Here is a 22049-nt window from a genome sequence, read left to right as displayed (position 1 = left end):
CCGGCGTCGCGAAATCGAAGGGGAGCATGAGCTGTGCCGACCGGTATTTTCGGTCCATCAACCTCCTTTCGGGAATGCACGCCGGGAAGGCGCGCTTTGCCCGAGCCGGGGCCCGACTATTGCGGTGCGTGGCCCGCCAGGGCCTCTTCGAGGCGGCGGATGATCTCGTCGCCGCTGGACGGCTTGCCGAGATAGCAATGCGCGCCGGCCGCCATGACGCGCTGGCGCACGGGTTCGCTCGGGAAAGCGGTCATGAAAATGATCGGGAAATGGCGGCCGGAGGCAACCAGGCGCGCCTGCAATTCATCGCCGGTAATGACCGGCATCTGAACGTCGGCGATCATGCAGGCCGGATCTTCTGCCGCCGGTTCCCGCAGGAAGGCGACGCCGGACTCGTAGGCGTGGGCTTCATAGCCGAGCGAACGCACCAGGCTCGCCAGCGACGCGCGCACGCCTTCGTCGTCGTCCACGATCGCAATCACCGGGGTTTTGGCCATTGGCACACATCCTGACCGCTGTGTTCCGCAGGGAGGATATCTCCCATTGGGCGGCCGATGGCGCCTTATGCACCGTGCGGCAGTCCCGCCGAAATTATACTCAGGTTTGGTCCGTCGTCTTTCGGTTCTGGGAAATCCCGAGCGCTTCGGCCTTGCGAACGAGGTCGGCCAGCGACCGGACTTCCATCTTGCGCATGACGTTGCCGCGGTGGATCTTGACGGTGATCTCGCTGAGGCCGATCAGGCCTGCCACCTGCTTGTTCATCAAGCCGGCGGTCACATGGCCCATCACCTCGCGCTCGCGTGCCGTCAGGCTCTCATACTGGATGCGGATATCTTCCTTCGTCGCGGCTTCCGCGCGGCGCTGCGCATCGCGCTCGAGCGCTGCCGTCACGGCGTCGAGCATGTCCTGATCGCGAAACGGCTTGGACAGGAAATCGACGGCGCCAGCCTTCATGGCGCGCACCGACATTGGAATGTCCCCATGACCGGTCATGAAGATGATCGGAAATCTGATGCCCTGGCGGGTCAATTGCCCCTGGAGATCGAGGCCGCTCACGCCCGGGAGCCGGACGTCCAGCACGATGCAGGCCGGTTTGTCGGGCATGACGCCGCCAAGCAGCTCGGCCGGTGAGCCGAACAGGCGTGTCTCGAGGCCGACGGATCGGAACAGGCTGTCGAGCGAGGCACGAATGCTCGCGTCGTCATCAACGATGATGACGACAGAACTGGAGGATTGGGCCGGCGGTTGCGCTTGGTTTGGTCGTGTCATGGCAAGGCGTGTTCTTGGCTAAATGGCAGTGTCAGGTGGAATGTCGCGCCCGAGCCCGGAGAACTCTCCACGGACAATCGGCCGCCGTGAGCTTCCACCGTCGTTCGGCAGATCGCAAGTCCCATGCCCATGCCGCCGCCCTTGGTGGTGAAGAACGGATCAAACAGGCGCGGCAGGTCGTCAGGCTGGATGCCCGGACCGCTGTCCTCGACCGTGATGGCAAGGTTTTCACCGTCGGCGGTTCCGGCGCGTAGCGTGACGGTGCGGGGACCAGGCCGCCCCGACATGGCCTGGCCGGCATTGATCAGAAGATTGACCAGGACCTGCTGAAGCTGGATCCGGTCGCCGCGAACCGGCGGCAGGCCATGCTCCGCCTTGACGATGAGGGTGACGTCGTCCTTGACGAGCTCGCGCGCGACCAGGAGGGTCGCGTCCTCGATGATCTCGTCGATCTGCAGCAGATCCTGCTGGGGCGGAACCTTCTTCAGGAAAGTCCGGATGCGGGTCACGATCTCGCTGGCGCGGCGGCCCTGGGCAACGACGTGACCGATCGTCGTTGCAACCTCCTTGAGATCGGGCACGTCGCGGCGCAGCCACCGCAAGCCGGCCTCGCCGCTGGTGACGATCGCCGCCAGAGGCTGGTTCACCTCGTGGGCAATGGACGCGCTGAGTTCGCCGAGGGTGGCGACGCGCGCGGCATGCGCCAGCTCCGCCTGCGCCGCGAGCAGCGCATCCTGTGCCTGCTTGCGCTCGGTGATGTCGATGACGAAGGCGAGCACGTTGCGATCTCCGTCGGGCTCGGCCGGAAAGGTGATCGTAAACAGGACGGGAACCCTGCGTCCGTCGAGGCTCACGAGATCGGTCTCGCCTTCGTGGAACCGCTCTCCTTCGGCGAATGCGATCAGCGCGCCGAGGAAACTGCGGTCGTTCTCGCCCAGAAGCCTGTCCGCGTTCGCCATGAAGGCCGCAGAGCCGCTTGCTCCCGCCATCTTCTGGAGGGCAGGATTGACGTCGGTGATTCCAGCGAGGCGGCGGGCATGCCGCACGAATTCAGGATTTCGTGCAAGATAGTCCCGCAAGGTGGCGCCTCCGGTCTCCAGCGAATTCAGCGCGGTCCGCACTGCGCTCCAGTCCTCTTCGACGACGCCGATTCGGCTTGCGTCGAACATCCGGCGGTATCGCTGCTCGCTCTGCACCAGCGCGTTGTGTGCCGCTACGCGGTCCGTGACGTCGGTGTGCGTTTCAAGGACTCCAACGGGTTTGCCGAGATGGTCGTGCTGGAGCGCCCATCGGGCATCGACGGTGAGTGCGCCGCCGGCCTTCGTCCGCTGCTCCAGCCTGCCTTCCCATCGGCCGATGTCGAGCAGGCCGGCCTCGATGACCTCTCGCCGGTCGGGATATCTGGTTCTCAGCAGCGCATCTGCGAGTTGCCCGACCGCCTCGTCGGCCGGCCAGCCGTAGGCCTGTTCCGCGGCCCTGTTCCAGAACGTGATCACGCCGCCGCGATCCCTGACGAAGATCATGTCATGCGAGAGATTGAGCAGGCGCGCCTGCGCCGCGAGGCGCTTCGTCGCCGCGTGATTTTGCAGCGCCAGCAAGGTCGTGATTCCGATGGCGGCGAGGCTCACCAGCGCACGAAGGGCAGGCGAGGCGATCGCCTCCAGATCGTGTGACAGCAGATAGGCGGTTATGGTCAGGACGCTGCAGCCGACAGCGGCGGCGATGATGTCGTTACGCCGGTGCGTCCTCGCCGCGAGCAGGATCGCAACGACGTAGAGAACTGCGACCGCGCCCTCGAGCGGCGTCAGCACATCGACCAGGAAAACCGCGAAAGCGAGGACGGCAGACCAGAACCGCAAGCCGGCGCGGCCCATCGATGAACCCGTGGCCCGATCAAGACTGGTCATCGTCGCTGGTGGTCGCTCTGCTCATTTTCGGTCACGTTGATGCCGCGATTTGATCGGGTCGACAACATGCGGCAACATGATTTTCGTGCTCTCTTGAAAGACGTTGTCGCGGTTCCATCCTGCGCGAGAGCCGACCAGGCAAATTCCCCGGCATAACGGCGTTTTGCGTGACTTTCCGACCATCGGCGAGCGCGTCAACTTACCGCAGGGAGAGACCCGCTCCGCCATCGCCGCGAACGGGACGTCCACGCGGCCGGCGACGCCGTGGTCATACCTAGGTATGACGCGATCAACCCGAGAACCTATCCGGTGCACCCGCGCGTAGAATGGAGCGCGGGGACCGCCGAACTACTCTGCTCCCACATTCGGACGAGCCATTGGGTCTCGCCGGGTCGAAAATGGGACAAGGAGTTCGACGATGTCGCTACAGATGTCACACCTGCAAGGCGCGAAGGATCATGTCGTCGGCTCGATCGGCGTCTCGGCCATCGATTGTCGGCGGTCCGGGCTTGCGGAACGTCCGGATCGCGCCGGCGAAAAGGCGATGACGCTTTCCCTCGTTCACCTCGATGTGGCCCTGGCCATCGAGACGCCCCCGCCGGGCGTGCGGAGATGCGCCGGTGACGGGCCCAGCTTCAGGGTATCGGCGAAACGCCTCGCGCGCGCCTCCGTCGAGACTGATCGGGAGGCCGGTGCAGGCGAGTTCCGGGACCCGGTGATGCGAAGCCTCTCCGATGCACTCGCGGCAACCGAAGCGGCCCATCATCCTCACTCCGCCATCCTTGCGGACGCCTTGCGTCTTGCCATCCTGACCCGCAGGGCCAGCCGGCCGACGGCCGTCGGGTGCAACGAGACCGATCAGGCCGACGACGAGCGGTGTCGGTCCGTGAGGTCGTTGCAAAAATGGCGCCTCAAGCGCGTGCTGCAATATGTCGACGAGAATTTGGCTGGCAAGATCACCTTGCAGCATCTGGCGGCGGTCGCCGGCCTCAGCCGCATGCACTTTGCGGCGCAGTTCCGCGCGGCCGTCGGTATGCGGCCTCATGACTATCTGCTGCATCGGCGGATCGAACGCGCCCAGGAATTGCTGAGGCGCGCCGACGCCTCGCTCGTCGATGTTGCCTTGACCGTCGGATTCCAGACTCAGGCGCATTTCACGACGGTATTCAAGCGTTTCGCCGGCGACACGCCTTATCAATGGAGAAGCGCCTATCTTGCGCAATTCCTGCCGCTGCCTCGCGCCGAAGCGGGGGCGTCATGAGCAGTGTTGGCATTCAGGTCCTGTTGCTGCCGCTGGCCGGCATTCACCTGGCGATGGCGTACCATGAACTCACGGGCGTGCTGGAGATCGCCCGTGTTCTCGGCAACTCCTATCGCCTGGCATCTTCAGATCCGGGATCCGGTGCTCTCCATGGCCGGTTCATTCTCGATTTCTGCCGAACCATCGTCACGGTCAACCACTGTGTCCAGTGAAACGAGCCGCCGTTGACGGCAACGGCGGCGGCCAGCACGATAAGGCCATTCGCATGGGCCGACTGCCGGCTACTGCGCCGTCCATCCGCCATCGACCGCGATCGCGGTGCCCGTGATCTGGTCCGCCGCAGGCGAACACAGGAACGCCACGGTGCCTCCAAGCTGCTCCGGAGAGACGAACTCGGACGACGGTTGTTTCTCGCCCAGGAGTGCCTTGGCGGCGTCCTTTTGACTGATGTTTCTCTGTGCGGCGATGTCGCTGATCTGCTTTTCAACCAAGGGCGTCCGCACCCAGCCGGGACAGACTGCGTTGCAGGTCACGCCGCTGCCGGCGGTTTCCAGGCCAACCACCTTGGTCAGGCCGATCAACCCGTGCTTGGCGGCGACGTAGGCGGCCTTGTGTGTCGATGCGACGAGGCCGTGGGTCGAGGCGATGTTGACGATCCGGCCCCAGCGTTGCTTCTTCATCTGGGGCACCGCCGCCGCGATGCCGTGAAACGCGGCCGACAGATTGATGTCCAGGATCGCATGCCACTTGGCCGACGGAAATTCTTCCACCGGCGCGGTGAACTGGATGCCGGCATTGTTCACGAGGATGTCGAGGCATCCGAACGTCTCGATTGTCGCGGCGATCAATCGGCGCACGGCGTCGCCCTTCGACATATCGGCACCATCATAGACCACGCGCACGCCGTGCTCGCGTTCGATCCCGCTGCGGATGGCTTCGATCTCGCCGGAGTCGCCGAAGCCGTTCAACACGAGGTTGACGCGAAGCCTGGCCAACTCTCTGGCGATTCCGAGCCCGATACCGCTGGTCGATCCGGTGACGATAGCGACCTTATCCTTCAACATGGGAGTTCCTTTCGACGTCAGGTGGGGTGGGGGGACTAGTGGGTGCCGCCGGTCTCGATCTGGCCGGGCTTCTTCAGCATCATGGACGCGGCGAGTGCGACGATCAGCGCGACACCGAGCAGGTAGAACATGTCGCCGAAGGCCAGGATGAAGGCCTGCTTCTGCACGATCTTGCCAATCGCGACATAGGCGCGGTGGGCGGCGTCGATGCGATCGGTCACGCCGTGGTTCATGAAATACTGCGTCAGCTTCTCGAGCCTGGCTTGTGTGGCCTGCTCCAGCAGCGAGACCGACTGCATCAGCACGTTGGAGTGATATTGCTCGCGCTTGGTCAGCAGCGTCTGCAGCAGTGCGATGCCGACGGCGCCGCCGAGGTTGCGCATCATGTTGAACAGGCCCGAGGCCGAACCCGCGTTCTCCGCCTCGATGCCCGAAGTCGCGACAGCCGACAGCGGGGCGAACACCAGCGCCTGCCCGAAGGCGCGAACGACGTTCGGCCAGAACAGCTGGTCGGTGGCGTAGTCGTTGGTCATCGAGATGTTCATGAAGTTGGAGGCTGCGAACAGCGCAAAGCCGACACCGATGATGAGCCGCGCGTCGAAGCGCCGTAACAGCTGCGGCACCAGCGGGATCAGCAACAGCTGCGGCAGCCCGGTCCATGCCAGCACCATGCCGATCTGCTCGGCGTTGTAGCCCTGGATGCGCGATAGATAGACCGGCAGGATGAAGACCGAACCGTAGAGCGCGATGCCGAGCAGGAAATTGGCGAGGATACCGAAGCCGAAATTGCGACGCGCCAGGAGGCGCAGGTTCAGCAGCGGCTTCCTTGCCGCCAGCTCGATCCACAGGAAGGCCGACAGCGCGATCGCGGCGACAATCGACAGCTTGACGATGAACGGCGAGCCGAACCAGTCGTCCTTGTTGCCTTCCTCGAGCACGGTCTGCAGCGCGGCGAGGCCGATCGCCATGGTGGCGATACCGGCCCAATCGCCCTCGCGCAGCAGCGACAGCTTCATCGGCTGCGATTCGAGCGAGACGAACAGCAAGCCGATCATGACCGCGCCCGGCACCAGGTTGACGTAGAAGATGTACTGCCAGCCCCAGTTCTCGGTGAGATAGCCGCCGATGGTCGGCCCGATCGCGGGCGCAAAGGTCGCGGAGATCGCAAACAGCGCCAGCCCGATCGGCTGCTTCGCCTTTGGCAGCAGCGTGATGATGAGCGTGAACGCCATCGGGATCAGCACACCACCGGTAAAGCCCTGCACGGCGCGCAACACGATCATCTGCGACAGGTCTTGCGCCAGCGCGCAGGCCGCCGAGAACACCAGGAACAACGTCGCATTGGTCAGGAGATAGATGCGGACCGACGCCTGCGCGAGCCAGCCGGACAGCGGGATCACTACGATCTCGGCGATCAGGTAGGAGGTCGAGATCCAGCCGCCATCATCGATACCGGCCCCGATAGCGCCCTGGATGTCAGCCAGCGAAGCGTTGACGATCTGGATGTTGAGCACCGCCATGAAGGCGCCGAGGGTGGCGCCGGCGATGGCGATCCAGGTCTTGGCGGAAACCGCTGGAGCCGGTGTGGTGACGGACCGCTCGCCTTCGCCGGCGGGCATGGCATCGATGGCCGGTTGCAGTGTGGTCATGGTTGTCTGCTCGTCGCTTGCGAGAGAAACATTGCCTGAGCGGATTGTCCGGGAGGAGACAACCGGCAGGGACGCGTGTTCATTCAACTGCGAGGTTGGGGGCGGCGCGATGCGAGGCGCTTTTTGCTGTCGCGTTCGGCGATCGCCGCCGATTTGGTGTTGATGGTCGGCTCGGCCGACATGCCGGGACGGAGCAGGCCGGTCAGGCTGCGGTCGTCGAGGATGATTTTCACCGGCAAGCGCTGTACGATCTTGGTGAAGTTGCCGGTCGCGTTGTCGGGCGGCAGCAGCGCAAACTCCAGGCCGCTTGCCGGGGACAGGCTGTCGACATGGCCGCGCAGTCTGGTGCCGCGGAAGCTGTCGATCGTCAGCTCGACGGGCTGGCCGCCGCGCACATGGGTGAGCTGGGTTTCCTTGAAATTGGCGACGATGTACACGGCATCGAGCGGAACGACGGCCATCAATTGCGTACCGGCCTGGACGAACTGCCCGACCCGGAGTGAGCGCGCACCGACGGTGCCGTCGACCGGCGCGATGATGCCGGTGTAGGAGAGGTTCAATGCCGCCTGCTGCTCCACCGCGCGGGCGCGGTCGCGCTGCGCGACTGCCCTGGCGCGTTCGGTGGAGAGCACGTCGACCTTGCGCTCGGCCGCGAGCAGGCCCGACTTGGCGTGCTGCAATTGCGCGGCGGCGGCGCGCAGCGCAGCATCGGTCTGCTGCGCGCGCTGCACCGTGCCGGAGCCCGTCTTCATCAGGCCGTCGTATCGGACCTGCTCTTCCTGCGCGAATTTCAGATTGGCCGTGGCGGCAGCGACATCGGCCGTGCCTTGCTCGATGATCGGCTGCTGCAGGGCAAGCTGTGCGTCGAGATTGCGGACAGTGGCGTCGGATGCGGCGACGTCGGCGCCGGCCTGATCGAGCGCGGCGCGGAAATCGCGATCGTCGATCTTTGCCAGCAACTGGCCGGCCTTCACCGCTTCGTTGTCGCCGACCAGGACCTGCGCGATATAGCCCGACGCTTTCGGCGAGATGATCGTGGAATCCGCCCTCACATAGGCGTCGTCCGTGGTCTCCAGATAGCGGCCGATGGTGAGATAGTGGTGGCCGAACTCGGCTGCGGCGGCGACGCCCAGGGCCAGCGCCAAGGCGAGGGCGGCCCGCTTGATCGCCTGCCCGGATGGCCCAAGGCTGGTTTTGGCGTCCTGCTCGGGAGCATAGGGAATGGAAGACATGGTATTCTCCGAAACGAGGTGGCGGTGAGGTTCAGTCGCGGCGATGGACGTCGTGGGTGACGATGCCGAGCTCGGGAGCCGGCGGGTCCAGGCGGCGCGGATCGGCCAGCGTGCGGCGGATATCGTCCAGTCCGCTCTGCCAGTGAGCGCGCATCGCGCTCAGCCCGAACTCGTAATCCCTCGAATGGCCCTCGTGGATCTTGGTCTGATAGATCAGGTGCACGATGTTGTAGCAACGATGGCGCGCCATCTCCGCGATGGCGCGGATTTCGGGATCGTGCCTGGCAGCGTCCGGCAATTTCGCGATCGTGCGCTGCAAGGCCTGACGCATCTTCTGCATCCGCAGCACCTGGTCGGTCACGGCGCGCGTGCGGCTCGAATACTGAATGTCCTTCTGCCGGCTCGACACTTCCATCATGTCGTGGGGAACGCGGCCCTTGGCCGACCAGAGATCGATCTGGAACGTCAGCGTGTCGCACGGCTCGCCGGACAGCACGCGAGATAAAGGCGTGTTCGAAACCACGCCGCCATCCCAATAGTGCTCGCCTTCGATCTCGACGGCGGGGAAGCCCGGCGGCAGCGCACCCGATGCCATGAAATGCTTCGGTCCCAGCCGGCGCTCGGCGGTGTCGAAATAGGTCAGGTTGCCGGTGCGGACGTTGACCGCGCCGACGCTGACGCGCACGTCGCCCGAGTTCAGCCGGTCGAAGTCGACGAGCTTTTCCAGCGTCCGGTGCAGGGGTGCCGTATCGTAAAAGCTGGTCGCGGCGTCGCCCGAGAACGGTGACCAGAGCGGAGAGGGGAAGCGTGGCTTGAAGAAGCCAGGCTGGCCCTGGATCAAGGCCCGCGCCGCCGCCATCGCGTTGCGTACCGAGCTGATGTCGAACGCAAAGGGCAGGGCGTTGGCGAGCCCTTCGCCGGCGGGCCACTCGATCGAAAAGGCGCAGATGGTTTCCCAGAACTCGCGCAACCGTGCAACGCGCTCGCCTTCGGGCGAGCCCGCGATGATCGCGGCGTTGAGCGCGCCGATCGAGATGCCGGCCAGCCAGTTCGGCCGGATGCCGGCCTCGTGCAGACCTTCATAGACTCCGGCCTGATAGGCGCCGAGTGCGCCGCCGCCTTGCAACACCAGGGCGACGACATCGTAGGGAAGCGAATTGCTTCGCTGCGGCACAGGATTGGTTTGCTCGCGCATCACGTTCAGCATTTTGAGGACTCCCGATGGTACGGATGATGTCGATCAGCCGGCATTCGCGTCGACCAGGGTTTCGGAGGATCCGCGCCGCCGCACGATTTCGCTCGAGGCCAGATAGTCGTGGACCACGGTGCCGAGCCCGAGCGTCAGGTCGGCAACGATATGCTTGGCCGAAAGCACCTGGAGCACCGGCAGCTCGGCGACGGGGGCGAGGGCGTGCGAGTACAGGTCGAGCGCAGCCGGCCCAGTCCAGGCGCCCTTGACGGTGATGTCTTCGAGATGGAAGCGCACCAGCTCGCAGATGCGCGGCGTGCCGTCGACATGCGGAATGATCTTGAGCAGGAAATTCGGTGCGGCGAGCTTTTTTGCCTCGGCCGCGGCGTCGAGGGCCCGGTGCTTGTAGCCCATCGTGCCGGTCGCGATGCGGACCGAGCCGTAATTCAAGGTGCCGACCAGCGTGTCGGTCTCGACCTCGAGCTTCGGCTGCGCCAGCTTTTTGGGAAAGCCCCAGAGCTCGCGCCCGCCCGCAATTGGCGGATGATCGTTGAGGAACATCTGGTGGACGAAGCTGCCGGCCTTGCCCTGATAGGACACCGGAACGACCTGCCCACTTTCGGTGTAGTCGCCGAATCCGGTCGAGTCCGGCATTCGGATGAACTCATAGTTCACCACGGGTTCGGTGATTTCGAGTGGTGCCGGCACGATCCGGCGTAGTGCCTCGGGATCTGTCCGGTACTGGATGATGAAGTATTCGCGATTGATGAAGCGATAGGGGCCGGGCGGGAAAGCCGGGCTGGTCAGCGGCATGGCGAACGCGCTCGCGCGCACGGTGTCGAGTTTCATCATGGTTGGCTCCGGTTGGTATGGGGTGATCGGGCCGTGCCAACGCACGGTCGGCGCGGCCCGGTTTCGCGTGAGGCAGCTACACCTCGCCGACGTGCTCCGGATCCGCCGAGGCCAGCGCGGCCGCGCGTTCCGCTCGGGGCGGATAGATCCATAGAGTATTGATCTGCTGCTTGGTCCGCTTCGCCTCGTCGCCGACGAGCTCGAGCTTCCGTTCCCAGCCTCGCGTGAAGATCGCGCCGGCTTCTCCCAGATCGAGGCAGGTGGCGTAGGCCTTCTGGTGATAAGGCCTGGTCGCGACACCCAAAAGCTCGGCGGCGGCATTGTTGCCGGCAAATGCGCCCATGCGCGTGGCATGCTGGCACGACATCAGCGCGTGGTTGCCGACGTCGTCACACGCTGCTTTGGCGGCATCGCCGGTGGCAAAGACGCCGGCGACACCAGGCACGCGCAAGTCGCGGTCGACAAGGAGGCGGCCCAGATTGTCACGCTCGGCCGGGATCTGCGCGGTCAGAGGAGCGGCGCGCATGCCCGCGGCCCAGATCACGGTCTCCGCTTCGATGTGTTCACCGCTGGAAAGCGTGACGCCAGACCTGTCGAGCGATGCGACACCGGTGCCGAGGCGGGTCTCCACGCCGAGCTTGCGCAGCGCATCCTCAATGACGGGGCGGGAATCCGTGCCCATATCGTGAGCGATCGTGCTGTTGCGATCGACGATGACGACGCGTGCCTTGGCGTTCTTGCCGAGGACCGCACGCAGCCGCGCCGGCATCTCCGTCGCCGTCTCGATACCGGTGAATCCGCCGCCGGCTACGACGACCGTATCGCGTCCGTTCCTTGCCGGCCGGTCGGCCAGATCATGGAGATGTCGCTCGAGCGCAATCGCATCGTCGAGCTTGTCGACGCTGAAGGCGTGTTCGGCAATGCCGGGGATGTTCGGCCGGAAAAGCCGGCTGCCGGTGGCAACGACCAGCCGATCGTAGGAGAGAGTCTGCTTCGCGCCTTCCGCCGTGACGAGCTCGATCGCACGAGACTTGGTATTGATGGTCCCGGCGCTGCCTTGCACGTAGACGACGTCGATGGCCTTCAATACGTCTTGCAGAGGTGCCGTCAGGGTTTCCGGCTTGCTCTCGTAGAGGCGGGGCCGGACCACGAGCGTCGGCTCCGGTGCAACAAGCGCGATCTCGAGTTGTTCGGGCGAAGCGCCCTGAATGTCCCGCAGGCGTGCGGCGGAAAGTGCGGCGTACATGCCGGCAAAGCCGGCGCCGATAATGACGAGTCGCATTTGATTATCTCCTGTGGATTGAGCTTTCCGGGCATGGGCGCGTCACCGCCGCCGCCACTCTCGTGGCGGATCGTCGAGGCCGATGACGCGAAGACGTGACGTGAGATCGCGAATTGTCAGGGAGAGGGGCAGCTTGGCATCGAAGCCATCGGCGCCGGCCAGCGGTGACGAAAGAAAATTGGCCCAATGGCGTTCGGACGCCAGTCGGCGTACGGAAGCCGGCCGCCATCCCTGTCGATGATGGACATCACCGGACCTGCGTTGTGTACGGACTGCGCCGGTATTTCCACTTCCTCGCCGGTTGCCGAGGTGAAGCGAACGGCCAATGAAAGTCCGTACATGATGGCGCTTGCGGCCATCCTTCGTCGCGGCACGAGTTTGACCGGACTAACGAAGTTCTTCCAGGTCATTGTTCGTCTCCGTCTATTGGATCGAGGGCACCCTGATCATTTAGCGGAGCGGACCTGCGGTTGCGCCAGAGCGATTGCTCTGCCTGCAGAGTGATTGCTGCTTAGCGCATGCGACGTCGCCAATCGCTCGGTGTTTCTCCCGTCAATCGTCTGAACGCGGCGGCAAAGGCGGTTTGAGAAGCATAGCCAAGCTCTGCCGCCACCGTGGCGATCGGAATGTCGGTGTCGCGCAGCGTGTTCATGGCCTGCTCGAGCCGGTGCTGGCGCAGCCAGCTATGCGGCGAAAGACCGGTGCTTTCCTTGAAAGCACGACAGAAGTGGAAGCGAGACAGGCCGGCGTCCGACGCGAGCGCCGCAAGAGAGACGTCGGAATCGCTGTCCGAACGCAAGCGTTCGATCGCGCGTCGCAGAGCTTGGGGAGCCAGCCCGCCTATGATCGGCTCGACGGCGGTTGGCTCGCCGATGTGCGCGGCCAGGATGCGCGTGGCCAGGATATCGGTCAGTCGCTGCCTGAAGAGTGCATCCAGGACCGCGTTGCCCTCCAACACATCCGCCCCGCTCATCAGCAGTCCGGATGTGACTGGGTCGGGATGCCCGGTTCGCTCCAGAAGATCGCCGGGAATGGGCGCGTCGGCTTCGCGGGCGACGCGTTCGAGCGTTGCGTGCGGAAGATACAGCTGGACGACATCGACAGGACCGGGAATATCCCATCTGGCGCTCGAACCAGCCGGAATGATCGTCACGACTCCGGAACGGGCCGTTCCAATCGCAACCGATTTTCCGGCGCGTCGCTCCAGGCGCTGAACCCCTGTGGGGTAAGTCATGATGACGTGGTCGGTCATGGGCTCGACGACGTCGTGCAGAGCGCCGTGCTTCCAATGCGCGATGCCGCCATTGGAGGGGTCCGAAGCCATCTGCAACGGCGCGGTCTTGAGGATGCGCGCCATCTCAACATCGGCACGCCGCCGCTCGACGTTCGGCGAATCGCTGTGGCGCGCATCGGTTGCGGCAAGCAGAGCCCCCAAAGGATCGTGCAGGATGGGCTTGTCCATGGAGTTAGTCTCGCGTTCGGAAGGCACTTGGGGACCTGCGAAGCGTTGCTGCTAACGCACGCGTCGTCGCCAATCGCTCGGCGTTTCGCCGTTCAATCGCTTGAACGCCGCGGCGAAGGCCGTTTGCGAGGCATAACCAAGCTCTGCCGCAATCAGGGCGATCGATGCGTCGGTATCGCGAAGCAGGTTCATGGCCTGCTCGAGCCGGTATTGGCGCAGCCAGGCGTGAGGCGAGAGCCCGGTGCTTTCCTTGAATGCGCGGCAGAAGTGGAAGCGCGAGAGGCCGGCATCGGAGGCGAGAGCATCGAGGGAGACGTCGGTATCGCTGTCCGAGCGCAAGCGTTCAACGGCACGGGCCAGCACCTTGGGCGAAAGCCCACCGATGGTCGGCTGGAATGTGGCTTGCGAGCCGGTATGGGCAGCCAGGAGACGCATCGCCAAGAGGTCGATCAACTGATGCCTGAACAGCGTGTCCAGGGCACCATTGCCCTCCAGCGAGTTGACCGCGCTCAGGATCAATCGGGACGTGATGGGATCAGGATGCGCTGTTCGCTCCAGGAGATCGCTCGATGTGCCGCTCGCGGCTTCGTCGGCGACGCGTTTCAGCGTTGCGTGAGGGAGATAGAGTTGAACGACGTCGACAGGCTTCGGAATATCCCATCGAGAGCTCGATCCTTCGGGAATGATGATCACAACCCCGCGACGAAACGTTCCAATCGCAACCGACCGTCCTGACCGCCGCTCCATGTGCTGCATCGCGCCGTTGTAGGCCATGATGACGTGGTGGCTCATGGGCTCGACGACGTCGTGCAACGGTTCGTGTTTCCAGTGGGCGATCCCGGCACCGGAGGAGTCCAAGGCCACGCGAAATGGTTCGGTGTGGAGCACACGCGCCATCTCGGCATCAGCGGCGCGCCGCCCGGTCGTCGACGACTGGCCCTGGCTTGGCTCGGATGCGGCCGGAGGATTTTCACGCGCAGAATTGTGCGAGATCGGTTTGCTCATTGGACGTGCTCGCTTCAGGGGCCTTGCACTCGCGTCGCCCGGCGTGAAGCCATCGCTTCTTTTGCGCCGGTAGTGGTGCCGCAGGGCGCCGCGAGCTCTCGGTGAGGGTTTCTAGGCACGTGGGACTACGGGGTCTTTCCTGAAACCGCGGTGTTTGTCCTGATTCTGCTCAAAGCGCTCGGACGCGAGATCTCGTGATCGGCGATCCCCGGACGACTGCGGAGAATCAAGCTCATGATTTACGCGTTAGATACTGAAATCGCTTCTTAAAAGGGCCTTGCCACAATCGAGGCGGCGGGCCCGTCACAATCGCAAATCACGCCGCGACGCAACTGGACCGCCGTACTCCGAAGCGGATAATGCTACCGACCTCCAGGGCGACGGCAGTCGGATGGTTGCCTGGTCAAAATTCCACGGATGGGTCGATCTAATGGCACTGGCGGGCACCTTCGGACAGAGGGTCAAGCGGCAGTTGAGCCTGGCGGATGCACCGCCGTCGCTGATCACGCGGTCGCGGCGAGGCGTCGACCTTGCGGTCACCGAGACCATGAACAGTGAGCCGGTCGAGGGGCTTTCCGGTTCGCTCGCCGACGACGCCTATCTCGTCAGCCTGAAACTGCAGGATTATCCTGACTGCGAGCTCTGGGAGCACGGCAAGTGCTTCACGAAGACGGACGTCAGGGCCGGCACGACATATCTGTACGATCTCCGGCACGATCCGCGCTTCGTCATCGACAAGCCGTTCCATTCCGTCCATTTCTATCTTCCCCGCCTGACGCTCGACGGAATCGCGCGAGAAGCGCGCACGCCGCCCATTGGCGACCTCGCATGCCGGTATGGTTTCGGCCATGACGACGAGATCATGCGCCATGTCGGTGCCCTGATGTTGGAAGGACTGCGTCGTCCGGCAGAAGCCAACCAGCTCTTCATCGACCACATGATGCTTGCGTTCACGGCCCACATTGCCGAGACCTATGGCGGATGGCAGCGCATCGCGGATGCGGCTCGGGGCGGTCTCTCCCCATGGCAGGTGCGGCGAGCCTGCGAAAGGCTCGACTCGGATCTCGGCGGGACGCTTTCACTGCAACAGATCGCGGCCGAGTTTGATCTCTCGGTGAGCCATTTTTCCCGTGCGTTTCGAATCTCGACCGGCCTTCCGCCTCACCAGTGGCTGCTCCGCCAGCGTGTGAAGGCGGCAAAGCAGTTGATGACCCTGCGCGACCTGCCGCTGTCCGAGATTGCGATATCGGTCGGGTTCGCCAATCAAAGCCACTTGACGAAGGTGTTCTCGGCGCAGGTGGGCGTCAGCCCGGCGGCATGGCGCCGCGAAGCGCTCGGCATCAGGGACAGCGAGACGTGATCGTCCGATCAGCGGCGCTGCGCCAGTGAATCGGCGTAGGCGGCGCGGCGCGCCGCGAAGATCTCATCCGGCGGATAACCGATGCCCTCCGCAAGATTCGCCGGATCGAAGCCGGAGGTATCGCACGTCTCGTTCGCTTCGATCGCGGTGATCACGATCGTCCCGAGCCGTACGGCTTCCCGGCTGTCCTCATCCGGCCACCGGATAGTGACATCCTGCGTCGGGTCATCGGGACGGCCGAGCAGTGCCATCAGGCTGAACCGGATATCGCGCGTCGCGATCCTTGCTTTGAGATCGTCGTGCAGGACGTCGGCCGAGATCGTCCTGGCCTTGCGCCCGATCGCCGCAAGCTCGCTACCGACCGGGACGACCTTGAATTTGATGAACTGCGTCTCGCCCTTCGAATTCGTTGCGGGGAAGGCGTGGACGGCCCAGTAGGTCGTGCCGGCAAAGCTCGGCGGAGGCGGATGCGTGGCGATGTAGTTCGCTTGACGCAGCGTTTCGGGATTGGCGGTGGAGAAGGCCTTGATCTTCTCCAGGTCCGGCCTGCCGTCGCGACCAGGCATGCGCGAGGTGAGGAATGCCAGCATTTGATCGAGCGTCCTCGCATAATGAACCGGAGCGCTCTGTGTGAGGATGTCGGAGCGATGCTCGTCGTCGCCGAGCCTGAAGCTGAAGCCGCGCAGCGTGAGATCCCTGGTCTCGGATCCGCGGGGACCGCCGTCCACCGAGAAGCGCGCCAGCACGCGCGATGGTGTCGTGAAGCTCCGCGACTTCGTGACCTCGTCGGCCCGATCCGAAGGGATGTAGGTCCCGCGGACGCAGCGGCCCTTGGCAAAGCTCGCGCGTGCCTTCGGTGGATTGCCCAGAACGGCTTGCTGAGCCTCGACAATGGAGGCGGGGGTGGCGGTGCCGCTCGGGAACAGGGACATGGCTTGGTCTTGGATTTGCTCCCCTCAACCGTTAGCGGCGTGGATGCTTCCCCGCTCCAGAGCGATTGCTGTGCTTGCAGCGCGATTGCTGTCATCTTGCGCGGTCACCAGGGCACTGAACACTGCGCCGGCGGATCGCCGGCGATGTAATATCTTAGCAAAATGAATGGCTTGAGTTGAAATCTTCCCACGGTCCATCATGGATCGGGGCGGGCGCTCAAAGGCGGCGCGTACACGGGCAGCAAAGTCCATTGAAAGCACGGCCGGTCGTTCTTCGGAGTGATCCGTCATCCCCTGCGGCGTGGGCGACCTCCGAGGGGGCCAACCGTCCTGCACCAATGAGACGTGCCCAGGACTGCAATCCGAGCCAGAGCGGGCGCCGACGATTGACAGCTAATTATTACATGTCTAAAAATATGCAAATTCATATAATTCGTGAGATGCCTGAATGGACACGCATCCGCTCAAGCTCAAGGTCAGATCGTATGCCACGGAGACGCCGTTCATACGGAGCCTTGTGTTTGGCGTGGAGGACGGCGTCGCGCCGCGATGGCAGGCGGGGGCACATGTCCGCGTGGCGCTGCCGAATGGAGGCGACCGGCCGTACTCGCTGATGGCTCTGCCGGGTCTCCCCGAGGGTACGCTGGCGCTTGGGGTGCTGCGCGAGGAGGCTTCGACCGGCGGCTCGCAGTTCATGCACGCGCTGAAGATCGGTGATGTCGTGAAGGCAACGGCGCCGGTCAACAATTTTCATCTGCATGAGGGAGCGGCGCCCGCGCTGCTGTTCGCCGGCGGCATCGGTGTCACGCCGATCCTGTCGATGGCGGCGAATCTCGCGGCCCGAGGAAGCCCATATCGCTTGCACTATGCGGGCCGCACGCAAGGCCTGCTCGCGTTCCTGCCGCACCTGCAGGAGATTTGCGCCGGGGGTTTGTCCGTTCACTACGACGGCGACGAGTCCCGCCTGGACATTGCAGCGGCGCTCGGCGATGCCGCCGCAAACGCCCATGTCTATGTCTGCGGCCCTTCGGGCATGATCGACGCGGTGAAGGCCGGTGCGCTTGCCGCGGGTGTGTCAGCCGACCGCATCCACTACGAGCTCTTCAAGGCCGAGCAATCGTCCTCGCCCGACTTGCCGTTCGAGGTCGAGGTCAAATCGACCGGGCAGGTCGTCAGCGTCGCAGCGGGTCAGACCATCATCCAGGCGCTGGAGGCCGCGGGTCTCGACGTGCTCTACGACTGCCAGCGCGGCGATTGCGGCATCTGCCAGTGCGGCGTGATCGAAGGGGTGCCCGACCATCGCGACGTCATCCTCAGCGACGACGAGAGGGCGTCCAACACGGTCATGCAGATCTGCGTGTCACGCGCGAAGTCGGAACGTCTGGTGCTGGATCTCTAGGGGAGGCGAGGAACGCCATGGCGAAATACGGACAGAATGCCGACGCGATCGCGGCGCTGGTGCGCGAGGCCGAGGTGCACCGCGACGTCTATGTCGACCCCGAGATCTTCGAGCTCGAGATGGAGCACCTGTTCCCGAACAGCTGGATCTATGTCGGACATGCAAGCCAGCTGGGAAAGCCCGGCGATTTCATCACCGCCAATATCGGTCGTCAGCCGGTGCTGGCGAGCCGCCACACCGACGGCTCCATCCACGTCTTCTACAACCGCTGTCCGCACAAGGGCGTGAAGATCGCCTCCGAGCCCTGCGGCAACACCGGAAAGTTCTTCCGCTGCCCCTATCACGCTTGGTCGTTCAAGACCGACGGCTCGCTGCTCGCGATCCCTCTGAAGAAGGGCTATGAGGGCACCGGCTTTGGCGACACGCAGGCGAATGAGGGACTGTCGAAGGTCAGGAACGTCGTGATCTATCGCGATTTCATCTTCGCCCGCCTGAGCGACGACGGCGTGTCCTTCGAGGATTATTTCGGCGAGAGCCTTTCGACCATCGACAACATGGTCGACCGCTCGCCGGAGGGGAAGCTCGCAGTCCAGGCGACGCCGATCCGCTACATGCACACCTGCAATTGGAAGATGCTGGTCGAGAACCAGACCGACACCTGCCATCCGATGGTGGCGCATGAGAGCTCGGCCGGTACCGCGGTCAAGGTCTGGAAGCGCGAGCAGGGCTCCTCCACGGAGACGCCGATGGCGGTGCAGCTCTACGGTCCCTTCATGAGCCCGTACGAGTTCTACGAACAGAGCGGCATCAGGATCTGGCCGAACGGCCATGGCCATACCGGCGTCGCCAACTCCATCCATTCCAACTATTCGGACATCGAAGGCTATCTCGGCCAGATGGTCGCGGCCTATGGCGAGGAGCGGGCGCACGAGATCCTCGGCGAGGTCAGGCACAACACCGTGTATTTCCCGAACATCATGGTGAAGGGTGCCGTCCAGATCCTGCGCAATTTCATCCCGATCGCGGTCGACAAGACGCTGGTCGAGAGCTGGGTCTATCGCCTGGTCGGGGCGCCGGACAAGCTCTATGAGCGGGCGCTGATGTACAACCGCTTCATCAACGCGCCGACCTCGATCGTCGGGCACGACGATCTCGAAATGTACGAGCGTGCGCAGGAAGGGCTGAAGTCGAACGGCAATCATTGGGTCAATCTGCGGCGCCTCTACGAGAGCCATGAAGAGCAGGACGTCACGGCCGTGATCAACGGCACGTCCGAGCGACAGATGCGAAACCAGTTCCACGCCTGGGCAAAATTCATGACCATGGACATGGACAAGCGCGCCGAGGCCGCGGAATGATCGACGAGAAGGCCATCACGGACTTCATCTATCTGGAAGCCGAGCTGCTCGACACGATGCAATGGCAGGCCTGGCTCGATCTGTTTCACCCCGAAGGGCGCTACTGGATGCCGCTCGAATGGCAGCAGCAGGATCCGGTGCTGCAGCCGTCGTTGATGTACGAGGATCTGCTGCTCCTGAAGGTCCGCGTCGAGCGGCTCGCCGGCGAGCGGACCTTCAGCCAGAAGCCGAAGAGCCGTTGCCATCATCTTCTCCAAGCGCCGCGGATCGTGGCGTGCGACCCGGCTGCAGGCGTCTACAAGGCGCGGACGTCCTACATCTATACCGAGACCCGCGGCGATCTGCTGGAGCGCTATTCGGGATGGGCGTCGCACGAATTCGTAGAGGTCGGCGATGCCCTGAAGATCAAGCTCAAGCGGGTCGATCTCGTCAATTTCGACGCGCCGTTCGGCAACATCCAGCTTTTCATGTGAGCACCCCTTGTCCGCTGCGACCACAGTCTACGCCCGCTTTCGCGAGACCGCCTCTCGCCGGGACGAGGCAGGCTTCCTCAACGTGCTGCCGGAGACCGCCGATATCTATGGCATCGCGGCAGGCGAGATTTCCTACCGCGCCATGCTCGACCGGGTCGAGCGCTGGCGTTCGGCCTTTGCAAGCCGGGGCTATGGCGAAGGCCACCGGGTCGGGCTTCTGCTCCAGAACCGGCCGGTGTTCATCGAGCTGTGGTTCGCGCTGAACGGGCTCGGCGTGTCCGTGGTACCGATCAATCCCGATTTGCGGATCAGCGAGCTCGAATACATCATTGCGCATTCCGAGATGAATGCGGCGTTCGTCCTCGCGGAGCGACGCGACGAGGTCGAGACTGCGGCGCGCCAGGCCGGCCGGCCGATCCCGGTCGTGACTGATCAGGACGACGTTCCCGAACCCTTCGGAGGTGCTCGGCCTTCGACCGCCGCAAGCGAGGCGAGCGAATGCGCGCTGCTCTATACGTCTGGAACCACGGGACAGCCCAAGGGCTGCGTGCTCACCAACACATATTTCCTGCATTCCGGGAACTGGTATCGCGATGTCGGCGGGTTGATCGATCTCAAGTCCGACCGTGAGCGCATGATCACGCCGCTGCCGCTGTTTCACATGAACGCGATGGCGGTGTCGCTGATGGCGATGCTGACGGTCGGCGGCAGCCTCACCATGCTCGATCGCTTCCATCCGCGTAGCTGGTGGGCGTCCGTCCGCGACAGCCGCGCGACCTGTCTGCATTATCTCGGCGTGATGCCCTCGATGCTGATGAGCGCGCCGCAATCGGAGCAGGACCGCGCGCACACCGTACGCTTCGGCTTCGGCGCCGGCGTCGACAGGCTCCTGCATGCGCCGTTCGAGGAGCGCTTCGGCTTTCCACTGCTGGAGGCCTGGGCGATGACCGAGACGGGAAGCGGCGGCGTCATCGCCGCCAATGTCGAGCCGCGCAAGATCGGCACGAGCTGTTTCGGACGTCCGGCCCCCGAGGTCGACGTTCGTATCGTCGACGACGGCGGCAACGACGCGCCGGTCGGGACGCCGGGCGAGCTCCTGGTGCGGCGCGCAGGCGCGGACCCGCGTTATGGTTTCTTCCGCGAGTACCTGAAGAACGAGGCCGCCACCGCCGAGGCGTGGGCCGGCGGGTGGCTGCACACCGGCGATATCGTGTCGCGCGATGCGGACGGCGACCTCCATTTCGTCGACCGCAAGAAGAACGTGATCCGCCGTTCCGGCGAGAACATTGCCGCGGTCGAGGTCGAGTCCGTCCTCAACCGCCATCCCGCGATCCGGCAGGCCGCGGTTGCCGCGACGCCCGATCAGGTGCGCGGCGACGAGGTTGCGGCGGTCATCATCGCCGAGGAGGCCGGTGCCGACCGCGCGCTCGCCGAGCAGATCGTGCGCTGGAGCCTGGAGCAGATGGCCTATTACAAGGCGCCGGGCTGGATCTGTTTCGTCGACAGCCTGCCGTTGACCGCGACCGAGAAGATCCAGCGCGGCGGCCTGAAGGACTTTGTCGCGAGGCTGATGTCTGACGGTGCGTTCTTCGACCTTCGCGACCTCAAGCGGCGGCAGGTTTGATCATGAGCGAGATCCGCACCACACTCATCACCGGCGGCAATTCGGGGATCGGCGAGGCGCTGGCGAAGAAGCTCGTCGAGAGCGGGCAACGCGTGGTCTCGGTCGGGCTGGAGGAGCCGGACTGGACGCATGATCTGCTCGCGGCCTATCGCGCTGATCTCTCCGATATCGACGAGACGCGCGCGATCGCGCAGGAGATCTGCCGCGAACACGCCGTCGATCGCCTCGTGCACAATGCCGGCGTCATCCTGCCGAACCTGCTGCCCGATGCGAAGCCGGAAGACATTTTGATGTTGGCGCAGCTGCACCTGGGCGCGCCGATGCTCCTGACCCAGGCGGCGCTGGAGGGGATGCGTTCGCGCCGCTTCGGGCGCATCGTGTTCGTCAGCTCGCGCGCCGCGATGGGCGCCGCGACGCGGTCGGCCTATTCCGCGACCAAGGCCGGCGTGCACGGCCTGGCGCGGACCTGGGCGCTGGAGCTCGCCGCGAGCGGCATCACCGTGAACGTCGTGGCGCCGGGGCCGATCCTGACCGACAATTTCTGGGGCATCATTCCCAAGGGCTCCGAGCAGCAGGAGCGGATGGCGCGCAACGTGCCGGTCGGGCGGCTCGGCTCGCGCGAGGATGTCGCGCACGCGATCAGTTTCTTCCTCGACGAGCGCTCGGACTTCGTCACCGGCCAGGTGCTCTATGTCTGCGGCGGCACCAGCCTTGTCGGGCTCGGTCCGTAA

Annotated in this window: 21 protein-coding genes; 8 read left to right on the top strand and 13 right to left on the bottom strand. The window is 64.4% G+C overall.

Going from position 1 to position 22049, the window contains the following annotated elements; all coding sequences use genetic code 11:
- Positions 1-116: 116 nt before the first annotated feature.
- From OWC48_RS02045 to OWC48_RS02035, 3 genes are all read right to left on the bottom strand, one after another.
- Positions 117-497 carry a response regulator transcription factor gene (locus tag OWC48_RS02045; RefSeq protein WP_282518431.1) on the bottom strand — a complete coding sequence of 127 codons (381 nt, stop codon included), beginning with the start codon at positions 495-497 and terminating at the stop codon, positions 117-119.
- A 100-nt stretch (positions 498-597) separates the two neighbouring features.
- Positions 598-1269, bottom strand: a complete 672-nt coding sequence (locus OWC48_RS02040) for a response regulator transcription factor (RefSeq protein ID WP_282518430.1) — start codon at positions 1267-1269, stop codon at positions 598-600.
- Complete coding sequence (locus tag OWC48_RS02035; protein WP_282518429.1) at positions 1266-3176, bottom strand: PAS domain-containing sensor histidine kinase; 1911 nt, start codon at positions 3174-3176, stop codon at positions 1266-1268. Before OWC48_RS02035 ends, OWC48_RS02040 begins: the two co-directional genes overlap by 4 nt.
- Before the next feature lie 418 nt (positions 3177-3594).
- Here OWC48_RS02035 and OWC48_RS02030 point away from each other — a divergent pair, with 418 nt between their 5' ends.
- Positions 3595-4437, top strand: coding sequence for a helix-turn-helix domain-containing protein (locus OWC48_RS02030; RefSeq protein ID WP_282518428.1), 843 nt, complete (start codon positions 3595-3597; stop codon positions 4435-4437).
- Entirely contained in the window at positions 4434-4649 is a 216-nt protein-coding gene (locus OWC48_RS02025; RefSeq protein WP_282518427.1) for a hypothetical protein, read from the top strand. Before OWC48_RS02030 ends, OWC48_RS02025 begins: the two co-directional genes overlap by 4 nt.
- A gap of 69 nt (positions 4650-4718) precedes the next feature.
- Here the strand turns inward: OWC48_RS02025 and OWC48_RS02020 are convergent, their stop codons facing one another.
- The 9 genes from OWC48_RS02020 to OWC48_RS01980 all read right to left on the bottom strand — a co-directional run bounded on the left by OWC48_RS02020 (position 4719) and on the right by OWC48_RS01980 (position 14172).
- Positions 4719-5501 carry a 3-hydroxybutyrate dehydrogenase gene (locus tag OWC48_RS02020; RefSeq protein WP_282518426.1) on the bottom strand — a complete coding sequence of 261 codons (783 nt, stop codon included), beginning with the start codon at positions 5499-5501 and terminating at the stop codon, positions 4719-4721.
- Positions 5502-5536: 35 nt separating this feature from the next.
- Entirely contained in the window at positions 5537-7150 is a 1614-nt protein-coding gene (locus OWC48_RS02015) for an MDR family MFS transporter (protein WP_282518425.1), read from the bottom strand.
- Positions 7151-7233: 83 nt separating this feature from the next.
- The gene (locus OWC48_RS02010) at positions 7234-8382 is read right to left on the bottom strand and encodes an HlyD family secretion protein (RefSeq protein WP_282518424.1); all 1149 of its coding nucleotides are present in this window, start codon (positions 8380-8382) and stop codon (positions 7234-7236) included.
- A gap of 31 nt (positions 8383-8413) precedes the next feature.
- Positions 8414-9589 (bottom strand): patatin-like phospholipase family protein, encoded by a 1176-nt coding sequence (locus OWC48_RS02005; protein ID WP_282518423.1) that lies wholly within the window; start codon positions 9587-9589, stop codon positions 8414-8416.
- 33 nt (positions 9590-9622) lie between these two features.
- Positions 9623-10420, bottom strand: a complete 798-nt coding sequence (locus tag OWC48_RS02000) for an acetoacetate decarboxylase (RefSeq protein WP_282518951.1) — start codon at positions 10418-10420, stop codon at positions 9623-9625.
- 79 nt (positions 10421-10499) lie between these two features.
- Positions 10500-11705: an NAD(P)/FAD-dependent oxidoreductase gene (locus tag OWC48_RS01995; protein ID WP_282518422.1), complete on the bottom strand. Its 1206-nt coding sequence runs from the start codon at positions 11703-11705 to the stop codon at positions 10500-10502.
- 116 nt (positions 11706-11821) lie between these two features.
- Positions 11822-12115 carry a hypothetical protein gene (locus tag OWC48_RS01990; RefSeq protein ID WP_282518421.1) on the bottom strand — a complete coding sequence of 98 codons (294 nt, stop codon included), beginning with the start codon at positions 12113-12115 and terminating at the stop codon, positions 11822-11824.
- Between the two features lie 101 nt (positions 12116-12216).
- Positions 12217-13167: an AraC family transcriptional regulator gene (locus tag OWC48_RS01985; protein ID WP_282518420.1), complete on the bottom strand. Its 951-nt coding sequence runs from the start codon at positions 13165-13167 to the stop codon at positions 12217-12219.
- Between the two features lie 51 nt (positions 13168-13218).
- Positions 13219-14172: an AraC family transcriptional regulator gene (locus OWC48_RS01980; RefSeq protein WP_282518419.1), complete on the bottom strand. Its 954-nt coding sequence runs from the start codon at positions 14170-14172 to the stop codon at positions 13219-13221.
- A gap of 430 nt (positions 14173-14602) precedes the next feature.
- Between OWC48_RS01980 and OWC48_RS01975 the strand changes: the two genes are divergently transcribed.
- Positions 14603-15532 (top strand): AraC family transcriptional regulator, encoded by a 930-nt coding sequence (locus OWC48_RS01975; RefSeq protein ID WP_282518418.1) that lies wholly within the window; start codon positions 14603-14605, stop codon positions 15530-15532.
- Between the two features lie 8 nt (positions 15533-15540).
- On the opposite strand, the gene OWC48_RS01970 is transcribed toward OWC48_RS01975, so the two are convergent.
- Positions 15541-16464, bottom strand: coding sequence for a catalase (locus OWC48_RS01970; protein ID WP_282518417.1), 924 nt, complete (start codon positions 16462-16464; stop codon positions 15541-15543).
- 448 nt (positions 16465-16912) lie between these two features.
- Between OWC48_RS01970 and OWC48_RS01965 the strand changes: the two genes are divergently transcribed.
- Genes OWC48_RS01965 through OWC48_RS01945 form a run of 5 tightly spaced genes read left to right on the top strand, consistent with a single transcriptional unit; the run spans position 16913 to position 22049 of the window.
- Entirely contained in the window at positions 16913-17863 is a 951-nt protein-coding gene (locus OWC48_RS01965) for a PDR/VanB family oxidoreductase (protein WP_282518416.1), read from the top strand.
- Between the two features lie 17 nt (positions 17864-17880).
- A complete protein-coding gene (locus OWC48_RS01960; protein ID WP_282518415.1) occupies positions 17881-19221 on the top strand; it encodes a Rieske 2Fe-2S domain-containing protein in 1341 nt (446 codons plus the stop codon).
- Positions 19218-19694, top strand: a complete 477-nt coding sequence (locus tag OWC48_RS01955; protein ID WP_014496307.1) for an aromatic-ring-hydroxylating dioxygenase subunit beta — start codon at positions 19218-19220, stop codon at positions 19692-19694. Before OWC48_RS01960 ends, OWC48_RS01955 begins: the two co-directional genes overlap by 4 nt.
- Before the next feature lie 7 nt (positions 19695-19701).
- Positions 19702-21318: an ATP-dependent acyl-CoA ligase gene (locus OWC48_RS01950; protein WP_282518414.1), complete on the top strand. Its 1617-nt coding sequence runs from the start codon at positions 19702-19704 to the stop codon at positions 21316-21318.
- Positions 21319-21320: 2 nt separating this feature from the next.
- Complete coding sequence (locus tag OWC48_RS01945) at positions 21321-22049, top strand: SDR family NAD(P)-dependent oxidoreductase (protein WP_282518413.1); 729 nt, start codon at positions 21321-21323, stop codon at positions 22047-22049.

Source organism: Bradyrhizobium sp. Arg816 (genome assembly GCF_029989365.1).
Taxonomy (GTDB): domain Bacteria; phylum Pseudomonadota; class Alphaproteobacteria; order Rhizobiales; family Xanthobacteraceae; genus Bradyrhizobium.
The sequence above is the reverse complement of the archived record's forward strand: the minus strand, read 5'-3'. Positions and strand labels throughout refer to the sequence as shown.